This is a genomic window from Ferruginibacter sp. SUN106, assembly GCF_050611765.1.
Classification (GTDB): domain Bacteria; phylum Bacteroidota; class Bacteroidia; order Chitinophagales; family Chitinophagaceae; genus Ferruginibacter.
Genome location: NZ_JBODJC010000003.1, coordinates 498141 through 523631, shown reverse-complemented (window position 1 = coordinate 523631; position 25491 = coordinate 498141). Strand labels below are relative to the sequence as shown.

25 protein-coding genes are annotated in these 25491 nt (G+C 38.1%); 7 read left to right on the top strand and 18 right to left on the bottom strand.

From position 1 onward, the window contains the following. Positions 1–40: 40 nt before the first annotated feature. The 3 genes from ACQ334_RS13810 to ACQ334_RS13800 form a co-directional block, all read right to left on the bottom strand. A complete protein-coding gene (locus tag ACQ334_RS13810) occupies positions 41–601 on the bottom strand; it encodes a YcxB family protein (RefSeq protein WP_430988818.1) in 561 nt (186 codons plus the stop codon). Positions 602–685: 84 nt separating this feature from the next. Beyond that, positions 686–1255 (bottom strand): hypothetical protein, encoded by a 570-nt coding sequence (locus tag ACQ334_RS13805; protein ID WP_430988817.1) that lies wholly within the window; start codon positions 1253–1255, stop codon positions 686–688. A 58-nt stretch (positions 1256–1313) separates the two neighbouring features. Then, on the bottom strand, positions 1314–1934 hold the full coding sequence (locus ACQ334_RS13800; protein WP_430988816.1) for a hypothetical protein: 621 nt from the start codon (positions 1932–1934) through the stop codon (positions 1314–1316). 156 nt (positions 1935–2090) lie between these two features. Between ACQ334_RS13800 and ACQ334_RS13795 the strand changes: the two genes are divergently transcribed. Continuing rightward, a complete protein-coding gene (locus ACQ334_RS13795) occupies positions 2091–2597 on the top strand; it encodes a hypothetical protein (protein ID WP_430988815.1) in 507 nt (168 codons plus the stop codon). 127 nt (positions 2598–2724) lie between these two features. Here the strand turns inward: ACQ334_RS13795 and ACQ334_RS13790 are convergent, their stop codons facing one another. From ACQ334_RS13790 to ACQ334_RS13765, 6 genes are all read right to left on the bottom strand, one after another. Continuing rightward, on the bottom strand, positions 2725–3363 hold the full coding sequence (locus ACQ334_RS13790; RefSeq protein ID WP_430988814.1) for a peptidylprolyl isomerase: 639 nt from the start codon (positions 3361–3363) through the stop codon (positions 2725–2727). Then, a complete protein-coding gene (locus tag ACQ334_RS13785) occupies positions 3353–4105 on the bottom strand; it encodes a PLDc N-terminal domain-containing protein (protein WP_430988813.1) in 753 nt (250 codons plus the stop codon). Before ACQ334_RS13785 ends, ACQ334_RS13790 begins: the two co-directional genes overlap by 11 nt. Positions 4106–4339: 234 nt before the next feature. After that, positions 4340–5653 (bottom strand): T9SS type A sorting domain-containing protein, encoded by a 1314-nt coding sequence (locus tag ACQ334_RS13780; RefSeq protein ID WP_430988812.1) that lies wholly within the window; start codon positions 5651–5653, stop codon positions 4340–4342. A gap of 216 nt (positions 5654–5869) precedes the next feature. Then, positions 5870–6421, bottom strand: coding sequence for a hypothetical protein (locus ACQ334_RS13775; protein WP_430988811.1), 552 nt, complete (start codon positions 6419–6421; stop codon positions 5870–5872). 73 nt (positions 6422–6494) lie between these two features. Beyond that, positions 6495–7079, bottom strand: a complete 585-nt coding sequence (locus tag ACQ334_RS13770) for a hypothetical protein (protein ID WP_430988810.1) — start codon at positions 7077–7079, stop codon at positions 6495–6497. 143 nt (positions 7080–7222) lie between these two features. Continuing rightward, entirely contained in the window at positions 7223–8635 is a 1413-nt protein-coding gene (locus ACQ334_RS13765; protein WP_430988809.1) for a WG repeat-containing protein, read from the bottom strand. A 307-nt stretch (positions 8636–8942) separates the two neighbouring features. Here ACQ334_RS13765 and ACQ334_RS13760 point away from each other — a divergent pair, with 307 nt between their 5' ends. Beyond that, positions 8943–10370, top strand: a complete 1428-nt coding sequence (locus ACQ334_RS13760) for a hypothetical protein (RefSeq protein ID WP_430988808.1) — start codon at positions 8943–8945, stop codon at positions 10368–10370. A gap of 73 nt (positions 10371–10443) precedes the next feature. Here ACQ334_RS13760 and ACQ334_RS13755 read toward each other — a convergent pair whose 3' ends face one another. From ACQ334_RS13755 to ACQ334_RS13745, 3 genes are read right to left on the bottom strand one after another with little or no spacing between them, the layout of a single operon-like run. After that, complete coding sequence (locus ACQ334_RS13755) at positions 10444–10635, bottom strand: KOW motif-containing protein (RefSeq protein ID WP_430988807.1); 192 nt, start codon at positions 10633–10635, stop codon at positions 10444–10446. 36 nt (positions 10636–10671) lie between these two features. Then, on the bottom strand, positions 10672–10896 hold the full coding sequence (locus ACQ334_RS13750; RefSeq protein WP_430988806.1) for a CDGSH iron-sulfur domain-containing protein: 225 nt from the start codon (positions 10894–10896) through the stop codon (positions 10672–10674). Between the two features lie 56 nt (positions 10897–10952). Next, positions 10953–11693: a class I SAM-dependent methyltransferase gene (locus tag ACQ334_RS13745; protein ID WP_430988805.1), complete on the bottom strand. Its 741-nt coding sequence runs from the start codon at positions 11691–11693 to the stop codon at positions 10953–10955. Between the two features lie 20 nt (positions 11694–11713). Here ACQ334_RS13745 and ACQ334_RS13740 point away from each other — a divergent pair, with 20 nt between their 5' ends. Then, complete coding sequence (locus ACQ334_RS13740; protein WP_430988804.1) at positions 11714–14941, top strand: toxin-antitoxin system YwqK family antitoxin; 3228 nt, start codon at positions 11714–11716, stop codon at positions 14939–14941. Between the two features lie 72 nt (positions 14942–15013). On the opposite strand, the gene ygiD is transcribed toward ACQ334_RS13740, so the two are convergent. From ygiD to ACQ334_RS13720, 4 genes are all read right to left on the bottom strand, one after another. After that, positions 15014–15904, bottom strand: coding sequence for a 4,5-DOPA dioxygenase extradiol (gene ygiD, locus ACQ334_RS13735; protein WP_430988803.1), 891 nt, complete (start codon positions 15902–15904; stop codon positions 15014–15016). A gap of 11 nt (positions 15905–15915) precedes the next feature. Beyond that, complete coding sequence (locus ACQ334_RS13730) at positions 15916–16491, bottom strand: ester cyclase (RefSeq protein ID WP_430988802.1); 576 nt, start codon at positions 16489–16491, stop codon at positions 15916–15918. A 96-nt stretch (positions 16492–16587) separates the two neighbouring features. After that, positions 16588–17409 carry a helix-turn-helix domain-containing protein gene (locus tag ACQ334_RS13725; RefSeq protein ID WP_430988801.1) on the bottom strand — a complete coding sequence of 274 codons (822 nt, stop codon included), beginning with the start codon at positions 17407–17409 and terminating at the stop codon, positions 16588–16590. A 95-nt stretch (positions 17410–17504) separates the two neighbouring features. Further along, positions 17505–17870, bottom strand: a complete 366-nt coding sequence (locus ACQ334_RS13720; RefSeq protein ID WP_430988800.1) for a SnoaL-like domain-containing protein — start codon at positions 17868–17870, stop codon at positions 17505–17507. A 179-nt stretch (positions 17871–18049) separates the two neighbouring features. On the opposite strand from ACQ334_RS13720, the gene ACQ334_RS13715 reads away from it, so the two are divergent. The 4 genes from ACQ334_RS13715 (at position 18050) to ACQ334_RS13700 (ending at position 22715) form a co-directional block, all read left to right on the top strand. After that, positions 18050–18814: an oxygenase MpaB family protein gene (locus ACQ334_RS13715; protein ID WP_430988799.1), complete on the top strand. Its 765-nt coding sequence runs from the start codon at positions 18050–18052 to the stop codon at positions 18812–18814. 104 nt (positions 18815–18918) lie between these two features. After that, positions 18919–20403, top strand: a complete 1485-nt coding sequence (locus tag ACQ334_RS13710; RefSeq protein ID WP_430988798.1) for a hypothetical protein — start codon at positions 18919–18921, stop codon at positions 20401–20403. A 75-nt stretch (positions 20404–20478) separates the two neighbouring features. Beyond that, positions 20479–20907 (top strand): hypothetical protein, encoded by a 429-nt coding sequence (locus ACQ334_RS13705; protein WP_430988797.1) that lies wholly within the window; start codon positions 20479–20481, stop codon positions 20905–20907. A gap of 299 nt (positions 20908–21206) precedes the next feature. Continuing rightward, positions 21207–22715, top strand: a complete 1509-nt coding sequence (locus ACQ334_RS13700; protein WP_430988796.1) for a PA14 domain-containing protein — start codon at positions 21207–21209, stop codon at positions 22713–22715. Between the two features lie 253 nt (positions 22716–22968). Here ACQ334_RS13700 and ACQ334_RS13695 read toward each other — a convergent pair whose 3' ends face one another. After that, on the bottom strand, positions 22969–24087 hold the full coding sequence (locus ACQ334_RS13695; protein WP_430988795.1) for a D-TA family PLP-dependent enzyme: 1119 nt from the start codon (positions 24085–24087) through the stop codon (positions 22969–22971). A gap of 116 nt (positions 24088–24203) precedes the next feature. After that, positions 24204–25307, bottom strand: coding sequence for a CARDB domain-containing protein (locus ACQ334_RS13690; RefSeq protein ID WP_430988794.1), 1104 nt, complete (start codon positions 25305–25307; stop codon positions 24204–24206). Positions 25308–25491 lie beyond the last annotated feature (184 nt).

Below are 25491 nucleotides of genomic sequence, written 5' to 3'. Positions count from 1 at the left end.
ATTATAAAAGTGAAATTGTTTTTATTGAATAGCGTACATTTTATGTATTTACCAGGTGACCCACTTCTGCATCAAAACTTATATACTGTGATAATAATTTTGACAGCTGCTCTTTTTCCACCTCTGACCGTATCATTTTTTTAGGAATGATGAGTGCACTGGTGGAATGCAAAAACAGGTAAATATATTCCGGGGTTTCTTGTTTTTTTATAAAAGCAGCCCATTGAAATTTTGTTTCTTTAACGCTATCTTTAACCACCACACCGGTTTCAGAAAAAATATAATCCGTCATATTAAACACGGCAGCATTTTCACTGTTGGCAGCATATTTTAATGCCTGCTTTCTTAATCTTGGCCTGGCAGAAAGTACAGGAAAAAAAAAGAGGAATAAAATGATTGGCACACCAATAAAATCAACCGGGCTGATATTGCCGGACTGAACAGCCAATGAAATATTGTAGATACAAACAATGGAAAAAATAATGATCAATGGCCGCAGGCTTTTATAGATCAATCTCTTTTTGCCTGGAGCATCAATTTGTACATACACAGAGAAATTTGCAAAGTCTTCATTGGTAAGCGCATAACGTAGTGAGATCATAGTTATTTAAAGATAAGAATTTTTAAGTGATGGTAATCGGGCAGGTAAGCATAGCGATAGTATTATACAGGGTTGACGCATCACTTAACCTGCAGGCCCCCATTGCGCTACCTTCCAATACAATTCGTTCTGAAATTTAATGGTTGAATTATTAGTTGTGTCAGTAAAGATGATATTGCGCACAAAAATAGACGCTGTTGGCTTATCCGTTCCCCTGTATTCGGTGGGATGATAGAATTTTACATAAATATCACCAACAGCCCCCCTGATATTTTTTATGGGCACAATTCCATTGCCATAATCATTGCAATATTCAAACAAAGTAGCCTTGCCGGGTTGATATATGATTAATTCTGCTGTGCTGCCGGTTGCTGTGTCAATATGAATTTTAAAACAGCTGTCATATTGTACAGTTGCAGCCAGGTGTAAAACCAATACATATTGACTGTCGATGATCTTGTAAAAATAATCTGCACAAGCCCTGGCATTCATTTGCCGGACAGTATCAGCCGATTTGAAACAATCAAACTCGTAAGGTTTTACAATGGTATCAATTGCCGGTGATTTTTGTTGCACAGCAGGGGTATGCTCATCACTGTTACCCTGGCAGCTAAACAAGGCAATGGTAAAACAGTAAAAAAATAATTTAAGCATTAGAGTTTATTATTAAGATGCAGTAATGATATTATTTCCATTAAATTTTAAATTGCCATTACAGATCAAAAGAGAAAAAATACACTTTTTTCTTTTTGCTGTCATGCCACAAATAGGAATTAATATGGCCTTGTACTTTTCCATAAGCAGTGTGGTTATTGATAAATGCGGTATCCCACCAGCGGGTGGGTGAGGAGTTTAACCCACCCTGTAAATAATTACTCTTGTAATACATTGTGTCAATTATCTTCCCCTCCATGTTTCTTACTACAGAAAATTGCTGGTCCCATTTCAATTGAAGTTTATTTTTTATTTTTTCAACAGTACTATCGGCACATATAAAACTAAACCAGTAAGAAGCATCAATGCCCATCCTGTCGGCATAGCAATATAATTTCTTTACGTCCGTAGTAGGGGCGAATTCAAAAAATTCCAGGAATCTTTGCTGGTTATATTTTGTATCGGGTGTATCTGCATCAAAATGAGGGAATATTTTTTCTACTACCAGGTTTTTTTTCTCTTTTACAACAACAGTAGCAGAATCAATAATAGCATGTCCTTTTCTTTTAATACGGTTGCAGGAAAGGAGAGTTAAGCCGTATAAAAATAACAGAAAAATTGTTTTTACAAAACGAAATGCAGGATTGCCCATAGGTAATAAAGATAAAACTAATTCCATTTTTATTGCCTTAAACCCAAGGCCTTAGTGGATTGATTTTCAATATAAAAAAAGTCAGCTCCGGTTTCTCTCCTTAAAAAAATAAAAAATTACCTTTTTTTCAAATAAAATAGCAATATATACGTTTAAGGAGCAGTAACCCTAAAATCCGTCTGTATGAAATATTTTATACCCACACTGGTAGCGCTATGCTTCCCAGTCTTTGCATTTTGCCAGGATATTACCGGCCTTTGGAAAGGCACTATGTACAACGATTCCACTAAAAAATCTTTACCGTATGAAGTGTTGATCACTAAAGTGAACGGCAAATACGCCGGCTATTCACACAGTTGGTTTTCTATCAACGATAAAAACTATTACGGAATCAAAAAAATTAAAGTGCATGTAGCTAAAGATGGCAAGATCATCATCCAGGATGCCGAATTAATTGATAATAACTACCCGGTTCGCCCTGATAATGTATCGCAGTTAAATGTGCTTGACCTTGCTGCAAATACAAACGAAACCACATTAGGTGGCCCTTTTGTTACCAATCGTACTAAGAGTTATAAAGAACTTACCGGGCAGATAAATGTGAAAAAAGTAAGTATGCTTAGTGATAGTGAGTTGCTGACTTATTTACAAAAGAATGGTATCAGTAACGATGTTACGGTAGCAAAATAATTGAGTTAAAAAATTATTTATAAATTAATTCTAAAGCAGTACTGGTTATTGCTTTAGAATTTTTGCATATAACAGGCAGCAATTATTCAGGATAACACAGCAAGCTGGCTGGTAATTTTCCATATGCTTATTTCCGGATAACAGACAAAATAAGTACCGGCGGTTTAAAATATTGTCCTTGTTTTGGGTAGAGTTGCTGGATCTTTTTTACCACATCCATACCTTTAATTACTTTTCCAAAAGCGGCAAAACCTTGTCCGTCTTTATTTCTTTTGCCACCATAATCCAATGCAGGCTGATCGTTAATGCAAATAAAAAAACTGGACGTTGCTGTGTTGGGGCCAGACCTTGCCATGGAGATAGTACCGTTTTTATGCAGGATGCCTGTATGCTTTGTTGTTTCAAGCAGGATAGGAGCAAAGTCTTTTGTTGAATCGATATTGCCGCCTTGTATCACTTCAATCTTAATGGAATCTTTGGGTTGATTTTGTAAGGTAACCGAACGAAAGAAAGAACTGCTGTCGTATAAATGGGCATCTACATACTTTAAAAAATTGGCAACAGTAATTGGAGCTTTTGATGGATAAAGTTCTATCGTGATAGTACCTAATGTTGTTTTAATAAAGCAGCTTGTTTTTTGTTGTGCAGCTATTTGTCCTGCCAGGAAGAGAAATAAAATACCTGTAAGCGATATGCTTTTTAATATCCTTAAATGGCAATGCGTATAATGAATTGTTTTTGGGTTGATAAATATGTTATGCAGCATTATTTATTTTTTTCAGGTCTTCCCTGGCATAATTAAACCAAATTCTGTTATTTCTTTTTTCTTTGCCGTCCAGGTGCGCTAATTCACCCAGCATTTCTTCATATATTTTTTTAGCATCTTCATTTCTGTTCATACGCAATAAAAAACTACCATACCAATAACGGCTTTCATAATTGGAGAACCTGCCTTTTAATAATTTAAATTCTTTTTCAGCTTCATCTGCATTACCGGTATGTGATAGCGCAATGGCATAAAGCATATGTGCACGGGAACGGGCAAATTGCGGAAGGGTATAAATTTGTTTTGCCAGCGGAATAATATTATCATACTGCTTCAGGTCTGCATAAGCATTTATCAATTGAATGTTTACGTATTCATGCGTGGTAAAATTTCCTGAAAGGCAGGATTCATACAAGGTGATGGCTCTTTGCGTTTGCTTTGCTTCAAGATATGCATCAGCCAGCGCTACTTTATTAGCAAAAGTATCTGCAAAGCGTAAATTGTCTTCCAGCTTTTTTATTTTACCTGATGGATTAAAAACAGCTCCCACACCCGATTGTACTTTTTGCACATCGTTGCCGCTGAACATTTCAGTAAAAATATAGATCAGGCTACCTACAACAGGCAAAAATATGATCAGCCACAACCATTTCGCCTGGTTGTCTTTTCGTATACAATGGATAGCACAAATAACCTGGAGACCAACGGTGATATAATAAAAGTAGGGAGACAAGTAAAACATACAGTATAATAATGGTACAAGATTCAAAAATACTGATATCTCTGCTTAACCCAAATTTTTTCGTATCCAAATAATTGTTGAGGCATATCCTGGAGTAAATGGCAGAAAGGAAAGTTTGTTATACCAATAAAAATGAGGTTGGTGAAGCACTTATCCTGTGCAATTCACCAACCTCATTGTAGTATTTTATTAAGAATAAAGGAGAGATTTCTGTCTCACCATTTCCGGACTTGCCTATTTTATCACCATCACCTTAAATGCTGCTGCATTACCAAGGCCGCTGCTAACTTTTAATGTATAGTTGGCGTTTGCTAGTTTACTGATATCTATTGGCACAATATTTTTGCCTGTTTCTACATTGATATCCTGCTGCATGGCTACTCTTCCGGTGTTATCCACAAGGTATACAGTAAGCTTACTCTTAGCTGGTGCATTTACCTGTATGTTAACCGTTGTAATGGCAGGGTTAGGAAAAACGCCATCTACTTTTATTACTAATGGTTTATCTCCATCAATTCGTACAACATTACTGAGTTTACTATGGTTATTAATATCCACCTGGCTAAAACGATAATATTGCCTGCTGCCAATTGGATTATTATCAGTGAAAGTATAATTCAATTCACGTGAACTGTTACCACCTTGTGCCAGTGAATTTACAAAACCGATTGCTGTATAAGTTATACCGTCAGCAGAACGTTGCAGTTCAAAACCAAGATTATTATTCTCAGTGGCAGTTGTCCATTGCAACTGGTTGCGGTTACCATCTTTATAACCACTGAAATTTACAATGCTAACCGGCAACAGAATAGCTCCGTTGATAATATAAGACGTGCCTGCACCAGGCCATGTAGTATTATTATCTTCCTGTGTTATTGTACTAACAGTATTGGTAGCTGTATTGATACTCATAAAATCTGTGTTGCCATCAGTTAAAACAGCAACTGAAAAACCACTATTGGTGTTATTGCCATTGCCATACACAAACATGATCTTGTTGGAAGTTTCAAATAACCATACCTGAAAATGTTTGTCTGCGCCACCTCCGCTTCCGTAAGCAGAAAGATTATATTCCACCACCAGTTTTCTACTGCCGGCTACTCCCATTAATTTATATTGCACATTTCCATTCACATCGGTAATATTATCATCCCAGTAAGGGGCAAGGTAAGGACCTGTTATACTGGAAATATTATTATCATATTCTGTTGTAGCTGAAATACCAAATGCCAGTAATCCATTGGAGGTAACACTGAAATTGGTATAATTAGCGCCGCCAAAATTAAAAGTAAATCCAATATTAGCCATTGCAGAAAAATCATCATCAAGATTTGAACCCAGTAAATTGGTAAAGCCTCCGGTTTCTAAAACATTACCGGTAGTGGTGCTAAAGCTGTAGCTGTTTACCTGCGCATTTACATTAGTAACACAGAAAAAGCTTAATACCAGCAAGCCTGAAAAATAAATTTTTTGAGGCAAATGCAGAAAGTACTTAAGTGAATTGGAGAATAAAATAAGGGGAGAATTTTGTAAAGATGTAATCTTCATGTTGCTGATTTTTTAAGGGATATGGTTTTATAAATTAAAATACAGGGTAAGAAAACGGGAGCGATTATGGGTTATTGCTTTTCTGGTGAAAATAGAAATTTTTGGAAATTTTTCTACAGGAGGTGTAGTTCCGCAAGGCTTATTCGTGTAAGTGAAACCATAATGCGGGCACATTTACAAACAGCGATCACATGAGACAGTTGGAAGAAACCTAAATTATTCACGTATAAATTCAACCTTCCTTCCGCCAATAAAAAAATTGCACTGCAGGTTTAACGAATGCGAAGTGTTGCAAAAATCTTTGTTAGTTATATTAATGGTATAACCGTAGTTAATATTAAACCGGCCACCAAAGCTAAAACCAATTTCATGCCTGTATTTTAAACTTCCTTTGTTTTTAAAATCTGTAACGTACAGCAAATTCATTCTTGATAAGCACATGGGAGGAAGATAAGGATCCAGCTCGTACGAAATTTTTGGAGCTGCAAAATAAGTTTTTGCTTTATAAAATAATTCTGCACCAAAACCATACTGGCTGAAATAACCGGGATAACCACCGGTTTCTACTGTATGTCCTTTCGATAACGACAATTCGTAAGATCTTGTAGTACCGGTATGATAGGCAAGGGTGACAACCATATTGCGGCCGGCTTTTTTATCCTTTTTTACTTTTGCAGTATCTGCATTTACTTTATGCACACTGTCAGTTTGTGCTGAGGAAATATAACAAAGAAAGAAAAGGCAGAGTAGTATAATAGCTGTTTTCATTTAGCTGGTTTATAAAAAATCAGGTTAGTAATTAAATTATTAAGATTACCATAAAGGAGAAAGCCGTAAATATTTACCAGCCGGGTTGGGGGCCGATAAAATTTTTATTCGTCCGCACAAATGAGATGTCTTCACCTTTTTCATTTTTTCTTCCACCATAGTGACCAATATTCCTGCCCGTTCCTCCCCACTGATCCTTATAAAATTTTATACTATCACCAAAGGCTTTTCCCTTTATCACTAATATATCATAAGAATCCCCGAATGTAAATGTTGCTATAGAACTCAGTTCTATTTTTAATTCGTCATTTTTTAAAACATAATAACCGCACAAATATTTGGGGGCAGTTGTCATATGCTTTGGGTCAGTATTAATAGCCCAATTTAAAACCCTGCCGTTATCATAAAATTTAAAGTATTCGTATGTTTCGTAGCAATAGGACTGGTATACTTTTGATGGAGAAAGCAGGAGGGTATCAGTTAATTGAAATTTATTTTTCAGTTTGAATTGTCCATTTTTTGTAATGCTATAACCTTCGGAAGTAAACTGTTCATTTTTTCTCTTAGAAATAACGGTGCCGTATTTTGTCTTTTCCACCAAACAACTGTTGCATAATAACCAGATAGAACAACTACCTATAAGCAGTATTATTTTCATAGTGTTGTGTATTAAAAATATTGCAGTTGCTAATTTACTGCTGAAGATAAAGAAAAAAGGGCGATCAGTGAAATTGTGATCTGCCACTGGTTTGCAGGCGACAATACTATTGCAGTAATGTTGAAGCAGGGCAGGAAAGGCTCTTACTTATAAAATTTTTTTCCTGTGGCCGAAACATATTTATGCATATAGTTAGCACTATACCCGGGTGAGCTTTGTAATAAAATGCGGTAAGGTGTACCTTCAATAGATGCTAAAAAACTATCACTTTTTTTCATCACCATTTTTCCATTTACCGGGTAAATAGTGATAGCGGCAGCCAACCTTACATCAAAAATACAAGGAGTTAATAAACTTCTGTCTGCAAGTGAATCATCTTCGTAAAAATATTTGTTGAAATAGCCGTATTTATTATTTTGTTGCAGCGAATAACCACCATCATTCAAAGGTTCAATTTTATCATATTCAGGCATAAGCAATAAACTGGTATCATATAGTAATCCTGATTTTTTATTTTTCATTGTAATAAAATAGTTACAAAATTCATTACCCGCCTTTATGGTATCGTATACAACTGCAGTGAGTACGTCATGCTCCCAATTCCATACACCCCATTGATGATGCAATTTTACAAAACAACAGCTCCATGCATCTTTAGTGCCACAAGGGAATATAATAGAATCAAAAACAGGTTTCAGGGTATCCGCTTTTATAAAAATCTTATTTTTAATTTCATTAACGATGATTCCCATTTTTGAACCTGTATAAAAGGGAATTATTTTAGGCATGTCTGTTGCAGGTATCATCGCATCCATAGAATTAGATTTAGATACAGACATTCCTTCCTTCAGCATTTCCGGTTTAGTTGTTGCTTGTTTTTGAGGAGGCTTGGTATAAACTGTAACTGAGCCGTTTTGCAGGTAAGCAAAGCTCATTTTCTGAGGACTAAAAAAACTATTACCATTGCCTTCGCTAATAACGAAATAACTCCGGCCTTTCACTTTCTTTACTACTTCATTATCTTCTTCCACTTTAATATAAGAGAATTGGGTTTTATAAATAAACTTTTTTACAACAACATCATAAATACCACGATTGCTTACCTGTTCTCCATTTATAGTAAAATACCTGCTATTCTCTACATACAGGTTCTTTACTCCAAATATCACGTTAGTTCCCTGGTTCAATAATTGCTGATTTTGCAGGTCATAAACATAACCTTTACGTTCATAATCTTCACCAATTACTATTTCACTTTTAAAAGAAAGGCCAACGAAATTCAGCCTGGCATAATTTACCGGCAATAATAATTTGCCGGTGGTGTCAATTATATTTTTTCCGCCTCCTGCATCAACAAAAGCATATCCCAGTGTGAACTGCTCTGCATTGTAAAACTGAGGTTTTATTTTAATTACACCGTTGGTATCGCAATATCCATAAGTACCATGGTCGCAAAAAGGTATCAGGTATTTATATTGGGCTTTTAAAAAAACAGGGAAGAACAGCGGGAATAAAAAAATGCTGCTAATTATATTACGTGAAGTTTTAGTTTTCATTTAAACCGCTGTATTTACTTGAGTACGAATATAAGAAGAAACAATTCATTTTAACCATCTGTAAAATATTCCTGCAGCATACAATTAACCTGCGACAAATAATTTATTGAAGTATACAATTCATTCGTAAAGCTTACAACATGCAGTCAAAATTAAATAAGCAAATACACTTTTGTAACAATGCTTGTATAGAATTTTTTCTACCAGTATAAATACGTGTTTTTGATGGAAGTATTGCAAAAGTAATTTTATCGAAATACATTTATGAAAATACGTACACAATTCATCATCCCAAAACTTACACCAAATGAAAAAAATATTTCTTCTTTCAACTGTTATAGTTATGTTGGTTGTGATAGTAGTTGTTACATACAGTTGTAATAATAATGGCAACGACAAATCTGCAGATGGAGAAAAGAAACCAGCGCCATTAGCAATGGCCGCCATACCAAATGGTGCTTTTCAAAACTACAGGGATTCAGCACCAACGCAGCAGCAATACAGCGGCCCGCTTTTCGTACTCAGTCATAATTATCCAACAACACCCAAAACAGTGGTTAACCCCAGCTGGCAACAAGCTTTAAAGGGCCAACCCATTTCCGAAGCCAATGTATTTGCTTATATGGATGCGCTAAAAATGTATGTTGCACCAAACGTATTGCCGTTTTTTAATGATAACAAAAACTGGACTGCAGCTAAATATGGTTGGTTCCAGGAACCATGGATGGGATCGCAAAGAGAAGCCATACTGGGCACTTATTTAGGTAACGGCAACCCGGCCAACAGTTTTAAAACACTCAAACAGGATGAGGCAGGGTATGCCCTGGTGTTATATGATTCAACTGCAGCATATACTGTAGGACAAATATGGGGTACAACCGGCCAGAAAATTAACCTGGTAAATGATGCCGCACAATTTAAAGAAGGCAGTGTGATTGTGAAATTTGCTTTTTCAAACATTAATTATCCCGACTGGCCGGTAATGAAAGATGCCGCAACATTCAGCATTTATGATACCATTGGCACCATACGGAATTTTCCAAGTGATACTGTTTATAAAGTTCGTACGGTAAGCTTTTTTCAAATGGATGTGATTGTAAAGGATAGTAAAACTGCGCCTAAAACAGGTTGGGTGTATTCTACTTTTGTTTATGATATGAATGTGAACGGTTCGTTGTGGGATAAGATGGTACCATTAGGTGCGATATGGGGTAACGACCCTGATGTGATCAGCCCTGTTGCTCCGCCTTATCCTAAATTAAAAGAGACAGTGATTAATCCCAAAGCGCCAGCCTATAGCACAGAAACTTTAGGATGGGGTGGTAGGTTGAGTGGCCCTAATGATGGTGCTGTTGCACAGCAGGCAGTGGATGTAAGCACCGGTAAAAAATATAATAAGCTGGCCTTATCTTCCTGTATGAGTTGTCATCTTCCTTCGCAGTATACATTTAACTCATTTCTGTTACCGGCACCATTCCCTAAACAAACAGATACCGCATTTTTTGTCTATACACCCGGAAGTGCTACCTGGAATTTATGGTTCAGGGATAATTATGGTACGGTACCTTTCGATTCGGGACAGGTAGCCATGGATTACGATATGGTGATGGCATTTAAATCAGCCTCGGCCTGGCAACAGGCGCAACCGCAGGGCAGCAACAAATTATTGCAAACAAATTTTGATGCCGTGCAAAAATTCAGAAGGCACAATACCAAAAGCCAGTTCTGGCATTAAAAAAGAATTGATCAGGTTTCGTAAGTATAAGCACAACAGCCTCAATATGTTCTTCAGTATTGGGGTTGTTTTTTTATTGCAAAACCTCTACATTCTTACCTAATGTCTTAAAACGGATACCATTTTTTTGTTCAACAGTTATTGTAATGTGGCCTGTTTTGCTGGTATTGATGTCTCTGACCGTACCGGATTTTCCGGCATGCGTTCCTCCTGTAACCTTACACTGGTCACCATCTTTTAATTGTGCAGGTGTTTTGGTCTTCATTATGTTTACTTTATTTTAAAAGTGTGTAAACTAAACTCAGGATTTTTTTGGTGGCAGATCAAAAGCAACCGCCTCATGTTCAAAATGCCCGTTGTGAGAACCATCGCAAAACGGTTTATTTTTAGAAAGGCCACAGCGGCAAAAAGAAACTACTTCCCTGCCTTGTAAATTATACACGCCGCCATTTCTATCCACTACTTCAAAATCGCCTTCTATTTTCAACGATCCGTTATTGTTAACCGTAATTTTTGTTTTAGACATTTTATATTTTTTGTAAAACTACTTACAAAATGAAAACTATCCGTAATTAAAATTGGCTATACAGTTTTTTTCTTTGCAGTTAATATGGTATGTATCTCTTTCTCCGTAGCTGATCTTTCATACTCCACATTAAATAATCGTAGTATTTCAAATCCATTAGCAATAAACTGTTCTTTTAATTTATCCAGCTCATAATAATAGAAATAAGTCCTGTCGCCGGTACTCGCAGTCTGATAGCCGGATTTATCCGGATCACCTTCTACAAAACTTAAATAAATAAAACCGTCTTCATTTAATAATGTATGGGCATCTGCAATTAATTTTTCACTATCAGCAGGTGCTAAATAAGGCAAACAAAAACCAATAATAATACCATCAAATGTTGTGGTTAACTGATCAATTGCCCTGCTGTCCATTACAGCAAAGTTTGCAGCAGGATTATTCTTTTTTGCCAATGCAATCATATTGGGCGCAATATCAATACCAAGGATATTAAAACCGGCACGTTTGTGTAAAAGATATGTAGTGATGTTTCCGGGGCCGCAACCAATCTCTAATATGGCAGCATTTTCAACAGCAATTGAATCACAAATAAAATCATAGGTTTCATTATACAGGTCCAGGTGCATAAACTTATCCTGGTATAGCGATGCTACTTTGTTCCAGGTTTCAAATGTTTCTTTGTAACTATCCATCATTCTTTCAATTTTGTAAAATGCAAGCGGTGCCCGCATTAAAGTTACAATTAATTGCAGCGGTGTTACCACGTTTGCACCTGCTTTATATGCATATTCCAACGATTCAGCATCTTTACAAAATGAAACTGCTTTTTTTATTCGTATTCAGTTACTGTACCATGATGTGTTATGGTCAGAAAACAGATACCACCTGGTGGGTAAAATACCAGCGTATTCAAACCATTACACAAACAAAAGGTAATACAGCAAATATAAAATGCTGGCATGCTAACGGCCAGCCGATGTGTGACCTGGTAATAGCGTTAACAACAGGGTATGTGCCGCAATCAAATGTTGTTATTTTAGATTCAACCGGAAAAAAAGTACAGGAATATATAGCCAGGAAAGGCTGGCTGATCAATTATATGCCTTCAGGAAAAATAAAGGATATACTCCGTGCGGCAATAAAAGATACAGCACAACGCTACACTGAGTATTATACCAACGGAAGAATAAAGACGAAATCTTTTGCAAGAAAGGATAGCGGTAAAAATAGTATCTACTTTTTTCTGCCCAATTTTCGGGGAACACCAATAGCTTATATGTACCAGCAGGAAAGTTATACCCCGTGGCTATACCAAACGTTTTATCCAAATGGCAGTATCTACCTGTTACGGCAGTATCACCCCGGAAGCAATACTATATTTAAAACCACCTGGTACAAGGCATCGGGAAAAATAGATACGGGGGCATATATGGATAAAGGTAAATCAGGTTATTCCTATGATAAAGTAGGGCGTAGGTTGGAGTGGTGGAATAACGGGCACCTGAAGTCTGACGAAAATTTTAAAGCCAATTATCCTGATGGCAGGCAGCGGACATGGCATGAGAACGGAAGGTTACAATCGGAAAAAAAATTTAAAGCAGGCATTGCAGACGGCATTACCCGGTTGTGGTACAGCAATAGGCATTTGCAATACTATGCCGATTGCAGGAACAATGCCAGCAGCACACCCGCTCTTAGTTTTTACGAAAATGGCATGATTAAAACACAGGAAAATTGTATCAACAGTGGTTATGATGAAAGCGGGCACCTTACCTATGAAACGGTGAGGATCGGCAATTACTCCCGCTCATTCGAGTGGCGTAACGGGCAGCAAAATAATAATCTTTATAAAGGTAAGTTTGATAAAATGCGTAAAGGGAAATGGATAGCTTATGATGATAAAGGGCGCATTATATACAACGTGTTTTATAAAAATGGTTTATTATCCGGCCAGGCATTGTTTTATGATACCGTAGGCAGAATCAATACCAAAGCGCATTTTAAAGAAGGCCGTTTGCATGGGGCTTATCTTAGTATGAATGACAATGGAACAGATACATTTGCTGTGGGCAACTATTTAAATAATCAACGTACGGGTACATGGCGGATGTTTTCTGCTAAGGGCTTGCTGTTGTCGGTGCAACAATATACTTCCGGCAATTATTATGATGAACTGGAAAAATATGACGAACAGGGAACTGTTTTGATATCATCAAAATATGACCCGGTAGAAAAGGTATTGCGTTTTTATCATTACAGCAACGGTAAGCTCAGTTATATGAATGCAAAGCACACCGGCAGCAAAGCGGTAGATATGTATGACTATTACGACAATGGCAATGTAAAAACCATCCGCCTGTATGATACCGCCGGCGGATACACGAGTAAAGGCTTTTATGAAAATGGAAGCCGCCAGTGGGATGCAGGGTTTAAGCCGGGCAATTATGCACATGGCAAGCAGTACCGGTGGTATCCCGATGGACAGGTGCAAATGGAAGGAGTAATGACTGACGGATACAAGGAGGGTGAATGGATAACCTATAATGCTGATGGCAGCATAGCATCTAAAACATATTTTATAAAAGGGATAGAACAGGTTACTGCGCCGGCCTATCCCAATTGTTTTTGCAACAACCCGATGCCGGAGATACCGGGGCCTTCATTCTTTAATCCATCGGAATCGTTTATGCCATTCAAATCTATTAATGCAGTGATGAGGCGCTTTAATCTTGATACTGCTTATAAATATACATTTGTGCGCTGCAATTATTGTTCGCCAACACCCATTATTGCAGTTAGAGATCAAAAGTTGTGGATCGACAAGGAGGGTATGTACCTTGACCTGACACCTTGTATGCATGGTGTTAACCGCTCACTCCTTAGTATTGAGCATACGCAACTTACCACAGTAAAAGAGTGGTACCGGGATTATGACAACGAAACAGAATTATTGCAACCTGTTACACTGGCACAGGTATTGGAACGTGCTATTGCGGTATATGAACGGGGCGATGATTACATGAATTACCAGCAGGTACTGGAAACTGTTTCCGGCGATAGCCTGTTGCTGTATCATTTGCTGAAAAAAAATTATGGTGTTACGGTTAATGCCGGAAGGCTTGATGAAGACAATGAAAAAGAAGCGATGGAACAGGCCCTTGAACAATATAAAAAAACGGATCATGGACGTATTTTTTTCAAGCGCCATTTTTCTGCTGTACTTGCAAAGGCAGTGCTGCCGTTTTTTTCTGCTGAAGCAAAAGTTTTAGCTACCGATAGTACCAACAGGCAAGCAACAGTAAACATTTTCAGAAAACTCTTTGCCACAAGATACCCGGAGGAAGTGGAAGAAAGATTATTCGGATCGCTGGATGTAGTGTTGGATTCAGGTACTGCTGCACTTAACCTTCCGCCATCATTTATTGCCACTTGTGATACAGTTACCGGCAAAAAAATTTTACCTGAAGGAAAGCCTGTAGCTGCTCCATTTGTAATAAATTTTGGTAAAGCCTATTATCACTCTTATCCGGCTGATAATTTTACTATTCGGGCAACAGATGCTTCAGGATATTGTGCCCCGGCATTCACCATCAGCAACACCGGTGTGTGGATACAACCGCAAAGTTTCCGCTATGCACTCGGCAAGGCAGCAGGTGGCAGTAATAATTATGAAGAGGAGCCTTTTACAGTTTTCAATTATCCTGCACACTACAAAAATTTTAAAATGATGCAGGAAGATATGAACCGCCACGCTGAGGCTGAGCTGGATGAATACATTCAGCATTTCATGGGTGTGGTAATAAAAAAAGGAACAATGCATTTACCCGGGTTGCAGGAAAAAATTCCTGTATCAGAAGTGATTGCAGATGCTAAAGAGATCAATGGTTGTATCAAAGTGCCGCAAACTGCTTTGGGCATTACGGAGTCATCATTGAAAGAAGCATTGATTGCAGCCGGGTTTAGTGTATTTAACAGGCAGCAGGAATGGGATAATTATAACCAGCCCATGGTAATCTTATATTTTCATCGCAGGGAAAACTGATAGTAATATAAAAGCACCCAATAAAAAAATGGGTGCTTTTTATATCAGCCATAATAACCTGGTGCCGGTTAATTATGCCTTTTCAATTTTTACTGATGTCATCGTTAACGAACCTGCAATGGCTTTATCATTAAATAAACTTACTTTTTCATTTTCTTCTTTTAATGCCATGGTGTATAACAAAGGCAGATAATGATCCGGCGATGGAATGGCCAGTTCAAAAGCTTTGCCCTGTGCTTTATAATTGATCAATGATTGATGATCACCACCTAAGATCCATTGTTTCATTTTATCATTGGCTTCAATTGCCCAATCGTAGCCATAACCCGAAGTATTTAATTTGTCCCACGCAATCATGCGCAGGTTATGTACCATATTACCACTGCCGATTATTAACACACCTTTTTTACGCAGGCCGGCTAATTCTTTTGCCAGCTCATAATGATATTGCGGTGTTTGCATATAATCCAGGCTCATTTGTATTACGGGCACATCGGCATTGGGGTATAAATGTTTTATCACACTCCATGCGCCATGATCCAGGCCCCATTTTTCATCTAACCCAACTTCAGTTTTTGTGATGATCGTTTTTGTTTCCTTTGCCAGTTCGGGATTACCGGGTGCAGGATATTGCACATCAAATAAAGCCTGGGGAAAACCACCAAAATCATGAATGGTTTGTGGCTTTGCCATAGCCGTTACAAAAGTGCCTTTGGTTTCCCAATGTGCCGATATACAGAGGATGGCAGCTGGTTTTGGAATCGTTTTTCCTATATCCCTGAAACCTTGTACAAATTCATTTTCTTCAATGGCATTCATCGGGCTGCCATGCCCCATAAACAACACCGGCATTTGCTCTGTGCTGTTTAAAGGATCCGTAAGTGTACTCAGTTTATTTAATTGCATTGTTGCGCCTGCCATACCTGTAAGTGCTAAGGATTGTATAAAAGATTTTCTGTTCATTGTTCATTACATTATTTGCTTAATCCTAATTGATTCATGTAGGTCTGGTTGTCCCAGAATAATGATTCTTCAACCATGATGCCATCTTTCCAGATGCCGATGGTAGCCATAGGCAATTTAAATGATTTGCCTGTTGGTGGAATAAATTTACCATTTCCTATTGGCATAGGTTTAGTAAAAGTGCCTTCCATTACACCTGTTACTGCAGTATAATTTCCCGATCCAAAACGAATAGGATGTTCTTTGACCCTGGTATCAGGTGCATATACAAACATGGCCTTAAGGTCTTCAATATGTTTATCAATACCAGTAGTAAAATGCCCGTCGGGCCAGTTCACTTTAATATCCTTTGCATGACTTTCATGCAACCTTGTCCATTGCTGGTTAGTAAAAACGGTAAAATCCAGTGTGTCGAACGTAACGAGATTCTTTGCAATACTTTCATTGCCTGCAGTTAATGTTACGATCTGATTTTTCAGAGAATCAATTTCTGATTGGCTTACAGCTTTATTATTATTTGTACAGCTGGTGAAGGTAAATATTGCTGCGGTAATAAAAAGGGCTGCAAATGTTGCTGTCTGTTTCATGTAATAATTTTTTATTTGATTGTTTAAATTGATAACACAAAGGTGCAGCCATTAACTGCCGCTATGGTTACACTTTTAGGTAAACCTGTTGTACTTTTAGGAAAGCATGGCCGACATCTGGTTGCGGAAGTCGGTAGGAGTGAGACCCGTTTTTTTCGTGAACACACGGGTGAAATAAGCTTTTTCATTATAGCCCAACTCGTAGCCGATCTCCGAAATGGAAAGATCGGTATTGAGTAATAACTGACGGGCTTCTATCAGCTTCCTGGTTTCTACAATTTCAGAAACACTTTTATTAAAAATGGATTGGCATATAAGATTGAGGTTACGTACGGACATGTTCATTTTATCCGCATAAAATTCCACTCCTTCAGTACGTTTAAAATTTTCTTCCAGTATTTTTAAAAAATTATTGAAAGAAATGAGTTGGGTATTATTGGAAGTACTTTCCTGCCGGAAACGATGTTTACCTTCTTCTTCCAGTTTAGATAATAATGCCAGTAACAAATGTTTGATCATGGTGTAGTTGATCTGCGCTTGTTTAAATTCATCCAGCATCATATTGCACAGGCCATTTAATTTCTCCAGGCAATTATCTGTTTCAAAAGTATAATTAATGTTGTCAGAAAAATTAGAATAGAAATGAAAGCGGCTTTGCGGAATAAATTCATTCTTATACCGGATGGCCCAGCCTTCGGTATTAACATCGGGTAAAAACTGGTGGATCTTTCCCTGTGCCACATAAATAACCAATGGAGGTGTAATAGTTTCTTTATTAAAATCTATAAAGTGCTGCGGATTTCCTTTAGCAACAATTATTATTTCTTCGTAATTGTGCCGGTGAGGTTTGGACGGCATACCAGCATATTGCCTGGCCAGTTCAGGTGTTAATTTTATGATATCGAAAGATTGCGTCATGCCAATTAAAAGTACAATAAAATTAACTGTAAAACAGCAGCGCAGCCAGTAATCAACTGCCTGCGCTAAAATGTACGAGGTAAACTACTGAACGATCAATAAAAAAATTGCTCTGCAATAATTTTACCATCTTTCAATTCAAAAACGGCTACTTCTTCTTTATTCATACGGGGCATACCTTTAAAAGTAATATCCCTTCCTAATACCACCGTAAAAAAATTGCCGGCTACCAGTGGTGCGCTGCAATATTGACTATGAATTGCTTCAATCTTTTCCCTGTTGGCCACGCCTTTGGCCTTAATTGCATCCAAGCCTTTGGTAGTTACTGCTATGCCTCTTGCCATAACATGTTCCGGCTCCTCGTTTATTAAATCAGGGCTGCAGAGTTCATCTAATATCTCCGGCCATTTGTTTTGCTTTGCCAATTCGCAATATCGGTTGGCTACTTCCTGTGTTGTCATAATTGTTATTTGTTTTTTGATACAACAAAGATGAAAGGGAGGAATGACAGCCCTATGTCAGCAGCAAGAAAATTATTTTTATTACAGCAAGCACTTTAATTATTTTATAAAGTTAAAAAGCATTGATCAGATGAATAAAGTGCTAATGATGCTTAACTTAGAGCAACTAATTTTACCTTATGCAATACTTTGTTGAAAAAAGCTCTATCGTAAGAAAGATATGGGGCAAGAGCGATACCATACTTTTTATTTTTGCAGGTGCCGCTGCAGAATTTGCACTTAATAAAGCTGTAGACTGGTTGTACTTTACCGGCAAACTACCCGCCGATCCTTTAGGCAGATTATTCTCCACTGTGCGTTATGCAAGAAGAATTGTTTTTTCACCGATGGAAGAAGCCAATAAAGCCATTGATACTATGCGGCAGATACATACTGCTGTAGAACAAAACCGCGGTGCTACCATACCCGACTGGGCTTACCGTGATGTATTGTTTATGCTCATCCATTATTCCATTGCATCGTACGAATTACTGGAAAAGAAATTAAGCGATGAAGAAAAAGAAGAAGTATTCAATGTTTTTTATCGTGTGGGTGCAAGGATGGGATTGAAGGCATTGCCGCTTACTTATACCGAATGGCTGCCGGTACAAAAAGAGCATTTACTGCAAGACCTGCAAAAAAGTAAATACACCGAAGATCTTTTTAAGCAATATAAAAAACACCTGGGTGCTATGCGGTTTAAAGTATTAATAGAAGGACAGAAGCTGGTGGTGCCGGATAGAGTAAAAGAGTTGTTGCAGTTTAGTGATTTTTCTTTTCTTACTCCTGTAGTACCGCTGTATAAGATAAGCAGGCTGATGAAAATGGACTGGCTGTTAAAAAATATTTTGTTGCCTGCTGATTATAAAGACCAGATAAATGAACTGGATGTACAGCCGGAGTAGCTGATCTGCAAAGCGTAACCAACCACGGAAACATTTACCAGATTTTTTTTTGCAATCGAGGCATAAAGCATAATTTTAGATGATCAAAAACACCGACCCCTTTTATGAACAAAATTTTATTGGCCCTGGTTACGCTTTTTTTCATCTTACCTTCTTTCTCACAGCAATTAACAGCTACTTCCCCGGAATTTCCAGGTACGCCTTATTCCGGTAAATTTGATATGTTTCGTTCAAATGACAGCCGCTCTTTTAAAAAAAGTATACTTTATACCGGTGGTGAAGAAGTTATTTTTACGATGTCTTCCTCCAAAAAAGACGATGAGTCGGTAGTTAAGATGAATGCTTCTATGAATATATTGTGGCAAACTCCAATAAAAGATAAAGTACTTTTCATTTCCCGGCTGAAAAATAAAATACTGGTTATTTCAACTCCTGATTGGAAGAAATCTAACGACAAGTTCCTGAAAAAAATGAATGCGGCCCTGCTGGACCCTTCAACAGGAAAAGTGCTGGCGGAAAAATCAATTTTTGAAAATAATGCACACATTCATATTGATCCTGATTTTTTTGCTGATGATAATAATGATTTCCAGGGCATACTGATCCGTTATACGGCAGACAAAAAAAAGCACTGGTCATTAAAAAGCGACATCAGAAAAAGGTACACCAATAAGCTGGATCTTATTTCAATTGATTCAGAATTAGCTATACAAAGCCGGACGCTTACCAGTGGTTTAAGTGATGAAGCAGAATTTATGGGTAGCGCAATGAATAAACGAGGAGAAATCTTTCTTGTGGGATGTTCCGATAATCTCTTATTTGCCGAAAAATACCCGGTAAATGGTACAATATCATCTGCTAAATTATCTACTGCTTATGATGCAAAAGTTGACACATATAAGTTTGGGGAAAATGATTATAAGCATGGACAACTAAATATTGATGAAAGTGGTAATTTACTGGCAGTTGCTTTTAGTTATAGAAACCCAAAATATGATAACTCCATTTTAGCTGTTCTTTTTAATTTTACTGAAGGAAAAACGTATCAGCAAGATGAACAATTTACAAAAGCACATAAAAAGGAATTAAAAATAAGCAATCTTGATGATCTCAAAGTTTCATCGGTTCAATTTTACGGCGATAAGATTATTGTATGCAAGGAAACACAGACAATAACCTTGCCACCCACTCAAAACAGCTCTGTAAGATTTAGTAGTTCCCAAATTATAGTATCGGTATATGACAAGAATTTAAAGTTTTTAAAAGACCTTTTTTTTGGCCGTTATTATGAAGCTTTCAAACCTGATCAGAAATTTGCAGGCTATACTATAAACGACCACTTCCTGTACGTATTATATACAGATATTGCAGGAGCCGCTAAGTATGCAACAATTTTGGGAAAGATAGATTTAGATAAGCTGGAAATAATTCTGAATAGCATTGTAGTGGATCGTGGAAGTGTGGATAAGGGATCGGGAATTGAAGCAGCTGCTTGTTTATGGTTTGATAAAATGCTTATTCTGCCTTACATCATCGAACTTCGGCAAAAAAAAGAAGCTACTATTTTTCAAAAAATTAAATTGAATTAATAGTGCCCTGGTCAGCAGGTTCGAAAATGAAGGACCTATTTTTTGGTGTTTTTTAACTCACTTAAATCAGCAAATATGAAAAGGGGAAGAATTATTTTCTCATTGATAGTTACAGTTTTGTTTTTATACTTATGTGCCTTTCGTGAAAAAAATGCTGCATCAGCCGCACTACCTTCCAATCGTATACTGGGGTTGTGGACAGGAAAATATCTTGTCAACGGTTCCTCCACTTCAAGCGATTATAGTTTTGTAATAAAACCAGGCGGAAAACTGATCGTTGATTCCAAAGCAGGTACGCAACAACATATCAGTACCGGTAACTGGAAGTTAACCGGCACCACACTAACTTGTACCTATACCTGCATTTACGGCTCGGAAGGTTCTATCGGACTTTTACAAACAAGCAGCACAACATGGGATAAGCAGGGCAAATTAAGCGGTACCTGGAAAAATATAAATGGCGTAAAAGCCGATGGAACTTTAACGCTGGAGAAAATAAAATAACCATCTTTATAGTACACTTAACAGCTTGTCTAACAAGAAACCCGATAAGCCACTGCTGCAAAAATTATGCATGGCTCCTTGCAACATATTCTTTCTCCATCTTTTAGCCGGGTGATTATTGCTTCCTTATTAAAAGGCTGTTTTTAGTACTGTCTGCTGACTGTAAAAAGGGTAAGACAGGCATAAAATGTAGACGATATTCGTATCGCTGTAGTTATTTTTCTACTTTTTGTGTAGAAAAAAAGCAATAAACTATCGTAAAACTACGTTTTAACTGTTACTGCATAAAATCCTTTAATATGAGAAACCGTATCATCTTTTTACTTTGCCTGCTATTTTTTTCCGGTTCAATATATGCTCAGCCATGCACGCCGCAGGGAGATGAGACAAGTTATGGCACTAACAATGTGTGGATCGGGTACGCTTACGACAATATAGATTTTACAAACTACAAAGGCTATGTAAATGAAGGTACTGCCGGCAGTGCCAGTTTTGATGAAAGCTTTGGTGGAGATGATGTAAACTATACTACTAATGGCTGTGCTATTTTCACCAGTACGTTTAGTATGCGTTACAAGCTTACCAAAACTTTTTCCAACGGTTTTTACATTTTTACCGCAGGCGGGGATGATGGTTTTCGCCTGAGCCTTGATGGTGGTACAACCTGGGTAATTGATAACTGGGGCGATCACAGTTATACTACTAATACTTATGCAGCTTCGCTAAATGGCACTTACAATATGGTATTGGAATACTACGAAAATGGTGGTGGTAACAGGGTAAGTTTTGATGTTACACCAGCTTGTATTGGTACAGAAAATACATCCATTTACGGCACCAATAATATATGGAATGGCTATATCTACGATGGTATTAATTTCGATTTGTATACCGGTATGGTTAATGAAGGCACAGCAGGCAGCCTGAACTTTGATGAAAGTTTTGGTGGTAGTAATGTATTATATGCAACCAGCAGTTGCAATGTGCAAACAGAAACCTTCAGTGCCCGCTACCGCCTTACAAAAACTTTTGCGTACGGAAATTATGTATTTACAGTAGGTGGCGATGATGGCTACCGCTTAAGTATTGATGGTGGTGCCACCTGGCTGGTCAACCAATGGAATTTGCAGTCGTACAACACCACTATGTCTCCGGTAATTACATTAAACGGAACGTATAACCTGGTACTGGAATATTATGAAAACGGCGGCGATAACCGGATATCCATTACTGCCCAGGCACTTACTATATTACCGGTTGATCTTACCACATTTGATGCCGCACCAAAGAACAATGAAGTAGAATTGAACTGGTCTGTTGGTGCCGGCAGTACGCCAAAGCAATTTCAAATAGAAAGAAGCAGCAATGGCATTAATTTTTCTACCGTTATTACAACAGCAGCCACTGCAGGCCTGCAGTATACCGCAACAGATAAAACAGTTACACCCGGCACCTGGTATTACCGGTTAAAAATTACAGATATCAGCGGTAGTATTTATTACTCTAAAACCCTGGCAGCACGTATAGAAACAGTATTGGGTAATAAAGAAGCGTTGTTTTATCCAACTATTGTTACCAATAATATTGTCAGGTTTAAAAGCAGCAGCAACATTAGCAACGCAACCCTTACTGTAACAGATATTAACGGACGTGTAGTGAGCCAGGAAAATATTGCCCGGATTATTTCCGGTGTAGCAGTAGCATTACAAATAACTGCACCAGGCAATAAACTATCAGCCGGTTTTTATATGATAAAGATAAGCGGGGCAAAAGGGGAGTTAGTAACGGGAAGGGTTATGGTACAATAGCACGTGCCATTAAGACCATGGTCGGTGGAGACACCGGCCATGGGAAAGAATTGCTGTCTATGGCCGGCGTTTTTACCGGCTAATACAAAGGGCAATAGCATTTTTAAGCAGCATCTTGGTCGGTGAAGACACCGGCCAAGGGCAATAAGACCATGGTCGGTGTCTTCACCGACCATGGGAAAAGACGCCGACCAAGGGAAAGAAAGTTCCGCTTGCATGCACTCACTCACGACTCACCACTCACGTCTCACACCTACACCGATATCTTCCTATCCCTCGCAATATTTTTCCATGTGGTTACCACTTTGCCTTTTTCAACAATAATGATAGTATCGTATAAAGCCACGGTAGGGCAAACATGCCAGGGAATAGCATACAGTAAATCACCAGGTTTAAAAATATCAGACGATTGATTTTTTAACAACAGGTGTTCTTCGCTTTGCGACAATACAGTTAAATGCTCATGCTCCGGGAAGAAAACTCTTTTTGATCTTTCGTTCTCGGCGGCAACAGATTTATGCCCAAGATCGGTACAGACTAATCCGGTGCCTGGTAAAGAAACTACCCTTGTAATCAGGATAGCTGCCGGCAAAAACTTTTGTTCCGGGCAATTGACCAGGTAACTTTTATCCCAGTAAATAAATGTACCGGGGCTGCACTCAACTTCCGGCCTTTTGCAATGAATGGAGAAAGTAGGAGACCCTCCTAAAATAATAGCTGGTACGGGTAACTGTGCGGCTTTAATCTTTTCAACAAGCAGTTCTACTTTTAAAAAAACTGCATTGGCTTCTTTTTCTCGTTCTTTAAAATTGCTGTTAGTGATATGTCCGTCGTAGGCATGTAAACCTTTTATTAAAATGCCGGGTGCTTTTGCACAGAAGCGGTATAATTCCAATGCGCCTTCTTCAGGTAAAATACCGGTTCTGTTCATGCCCACATTCAAATCGATATAAACAGGAACAGTTAACCCGGCTTCAGCAAAGGCTTTGCTTTGCATTGTCGCACTATCTACATTATCTGTTAAGCAGGAGTATACTGTGCCGGGATATTTTTTTATTAATTGAATAAAACGTTGCAGTTTGGGGCCAACCGGTTGATAAGCCAGCAAAACATCTGCAGCATTTGCCATGCCCAGCATTTCTGCTTCGGCAATAGTGGCGCATTTAAATTTGCTAATGCCGGCCGCTATCATCATTCTGGTAATTTCGGCACACTTATGTGTTTTAACGTGGGGGCGTAGCCGATTGCTATCCCCGGTCATTTCTATTGCTGTCTGTATATTCTGTTGTACCCTTTCTGTAAAAACCAGCAGGGCAGGGGAATCAATTGTTGTGGCATCAGCAATTTGAAACCATTGTTTATTGTTGCTCATAACAGCAAATGTAGTACAGATAAGTACGCTGAAAATCCTTTCCGGCTTTTTTGTAACAGCCATATCAGCCTCCGGGCTACAATAATTTACATCAACAATTGAGGACAGTAAACCGGTCAGTAAGCCGACAACTTATCTATCACTTTTACAGAAACAGGATTAAGCGCTGCATCAGCCTTGCATACCAGGTAATGTTTGGCAAAGCCATCTAAAAAAGTATTGGCCGGCATATTAAACTGTATGGTTTTTACACCTTGTGTGGGATGATAAATACCATTGGCATCTTTAAAATGCAGTACCAGCTCTACCTGTTCAATTTTCCATGCATCGGTAAAGATGTTGGCTTTATATTCTATTACCGTACCCAACCCGTTAAGACTGAAAGACGCAAGACTGGTGGGCGGGTTAACAGTTGTGTATGTGCTGGCCATGAATAAACCCAGTTGTAAAGTGCGTGGCGAATTACTATAAAACTCCAGGTCATTCTTAGCCACTTTTTTTATGAATTCATTATGATCGTCATTGCTGAGATTTTTTATTAAACTGGGAATAACACGGATGCTTACTTCAGATTCTTTTTCTTTATTATCGGCGCCGGTTTTTATGGTGATGAATGCATCGGTAAGATAATACTGTGCCGGATTCAGTGAAGGATTGTACTGCCCCTCGTAACCCCTGAATGACCAGTTTACTGAATTGTTGTTTTCATTTGTTTCATTGATGATATTGGCTTTATCGACAAACAAAATATAGTTATAGTTGCTGCTACTGTTAAAGTAATGTTCCTTTGCCAGGTTAAAACAATGCAGGGTATTTTCTTTTTCCTGTCCGCCATTAAGCATAGTTGAAACACTGGCGATGGCATGCCCGCCACCTGCATAGTAGTATTTGCCATTTACAAGATATGTAGGCATTGTAGTTGTTGGCCTGGTTACAGGATCATCAATATAACCCTGTATACTTACATTATTCAGGTCCACTGCATCGGCACCGTTATTCTTTACCACATAGGTAACATGAATGGCACCACCATTGGCGGGATCGTACTGAAAACTTTTAATGCTGATGCTGAGATCTTTTCCGGCCGGTAGTGTAGAAGGAGGCGGTGGGATCACTTTTTTTATCACTTCCCGTTCGGGCTTTTCAATTTTTTGAATTTGTGCCAATGCACTGCTGCAGGCATATAAGATACAAACGCTTATGATCAGGGCTTTTTTCATTACAACATTTTTTGATGCTGTAAAAATGCAATGGTAAAGCCCGGTTTTCAATCCTGTAAAAAAGGGATTTTTTGCCGGTAAATCGAAAAGACGTTTTATTCCCTGGCCCGAAGGCATCATTTTGTTCGGTGAAGACACCGATCAAGGGGAAGGAATGGATGGATAATGTGAAAATCCTGTTGCA

Coding starts and splice junctions, on each gene's coding strand:
- ACQ334_RS13800 (WP_430988816.1), bottom strand. CDS start 1,934: ATGGAATTAGTTTTATCTTTATTACCTATGGGCAATCCTGCATTTCGT.
- ACQ334_RS13695 (WP_430988795.1), bottom strand. CDS start 24,087: ATGAGCAACAATAAACAATGGTTTCAAATTGCTGATGCCACAACAATT.
- ygiD (WP_430988803.1), bottom strand. CDS start 15,904: ATGAACAGAAAATCTTTTATACAATCCTTAGCACTTACAGGTATGGCA.
- ACQ334_RS13790 (WP_430988814.1), bottom strand. CDS start 3,363: ATGCTGCATAACATATTTATCAACCCAAAAACAATTCATTATACGCAT.
- ACQ334_RS13730 (WP_430988802.1), bottom strand. CDS start 16,491: ATGAAACAGACAGCAACATTTGCAGCCCTTTTTATTACCGCAGCAATA.
- ACQ334_RS13715 (WP_430988799.1), top strand. CDS start 18,050: ATGCAATACTTTGTTGAAAAAAGCTCTATCGTAAGAAAGATATGGGGC.
- ACQ334_RS13760 (WP_430988808.1), top strand. CDS start 8,943: ATGAAAAAAATATTTCTTCTTTCAACTGTTATAGTTATGTTGGTTGTG.
- ACQ334_RS13780 (WP_430988812.1), bottom strand. CDS start 5,653: ATGAAGATTACATCTTTACAAAATTCTCCCCTTATTTTATTCTCCAAT.
- ACQ334_RS13810 (WP_430988818.1), bottom strand. CDS start 601: ATGATCTCACTACGTTATGCGCTTACCAATGAAGACTTTGCAAATTTC.
- ACQ334_RS13710 (WP_430988798.1), top strand. CDS start 18,919: ATGAACAAAATTTTATTGGCCCTGGTTACGCTTTTTTTCATCTTACCT.
- ACQ334_RS13770 (WP_430988810.1), bottom strand. CDS start 7,079: ATGAAAATAATACTGCTTATAGGTAGTTGTTCTATCTGGTTATTATGC.
- ACQ334_RS13720 (WP_430988800.1), bottom strand. CDS start 17,870: ATGACAACACAGGAAGTAGCCAACCGATATTGCGAATTGGCAAAGCAA.
- ACQ334_RS13755 (WP_430988807.1), bottom strand. CDS start 10,635: ATGAAGACCAAAACACCTGCACAATTAAAAGATGGTGACCAGTGTAAG.
- ACQ334_RS13795 (WP_430988815.1), top strand. CDS start 2,091: ATGAAATATTTTATACCCACACTGGTAGCGCTATGCTTCCCAGTCTTT.
- ACQ334_RS13765 (WP_430988809.1), bottom strand. CDS start 8,635: ATGAAAACTAAAACTTCACGTAATATAATTAGCAGCATTTTTTTATTC.
- ACQ334_RS13785 (WP_430988813.1), bottom strand. CDS start 4,105: ATGTTTTACTTGTCTCCCTACTTTTATTATATCACCGTTGGTCTCCAG.
- ACQ334_RS13805 (WP_430988817.1), bottom strand. CDS start 1,255: ATGCTTAAATTATTTTTTTACTGTTTTACCATTGCCTTGTTTAGCTGC.
- ACQ334_RS13690 (WP_430988794.1), bottom strand. CDS start 25,307: ATGAAAAAAGCCCTGATCATAAGCGTTTGTATCTTATATGCCTGCAGC.
- ACQ334_RS13750 (WP_430988806.1), bottom strand. CDS start 10,896: ATGTCTAAAACAAAAATTACGGTTAACAATAACGGATCGTTGAAAATA.
- ACQ334_RS13740 (WP_430988804.1), top strand. CDS start 11,714: ATGAAACTGCTTTTTTTATTCGTATTCAGTTACTGTACCATGATGTGT.
- ACQ334_RS13775 (WP_430988811.1), bottom strand. CDS start 6,421: ATGAAAACAGCTATTATACTACTCTGCCTTTTCTTTCTTTGTTATATT.
- ACQ334_RS13705 (WP_430988797.1), top strand. CDS start 20,479: ATGAAAAGGGGAAGAATTATTTTCTCATTGATAGTTACAGTTTTGTTT.
- ACQ334_RS13725 (WP_430988801.1), bottom strand. CDS start 17,409: ATGACGCAATCTTTCGATATCATAAAATTAACACCTGAACTGGCCAGG.
- ACQ334_RS13700 (WP_430988796.1), top strand. CDS start 21,207: ATGAGAAACCGTATCATCTTTTTACTTTGCCTGCTATTTTTTTCCGGT.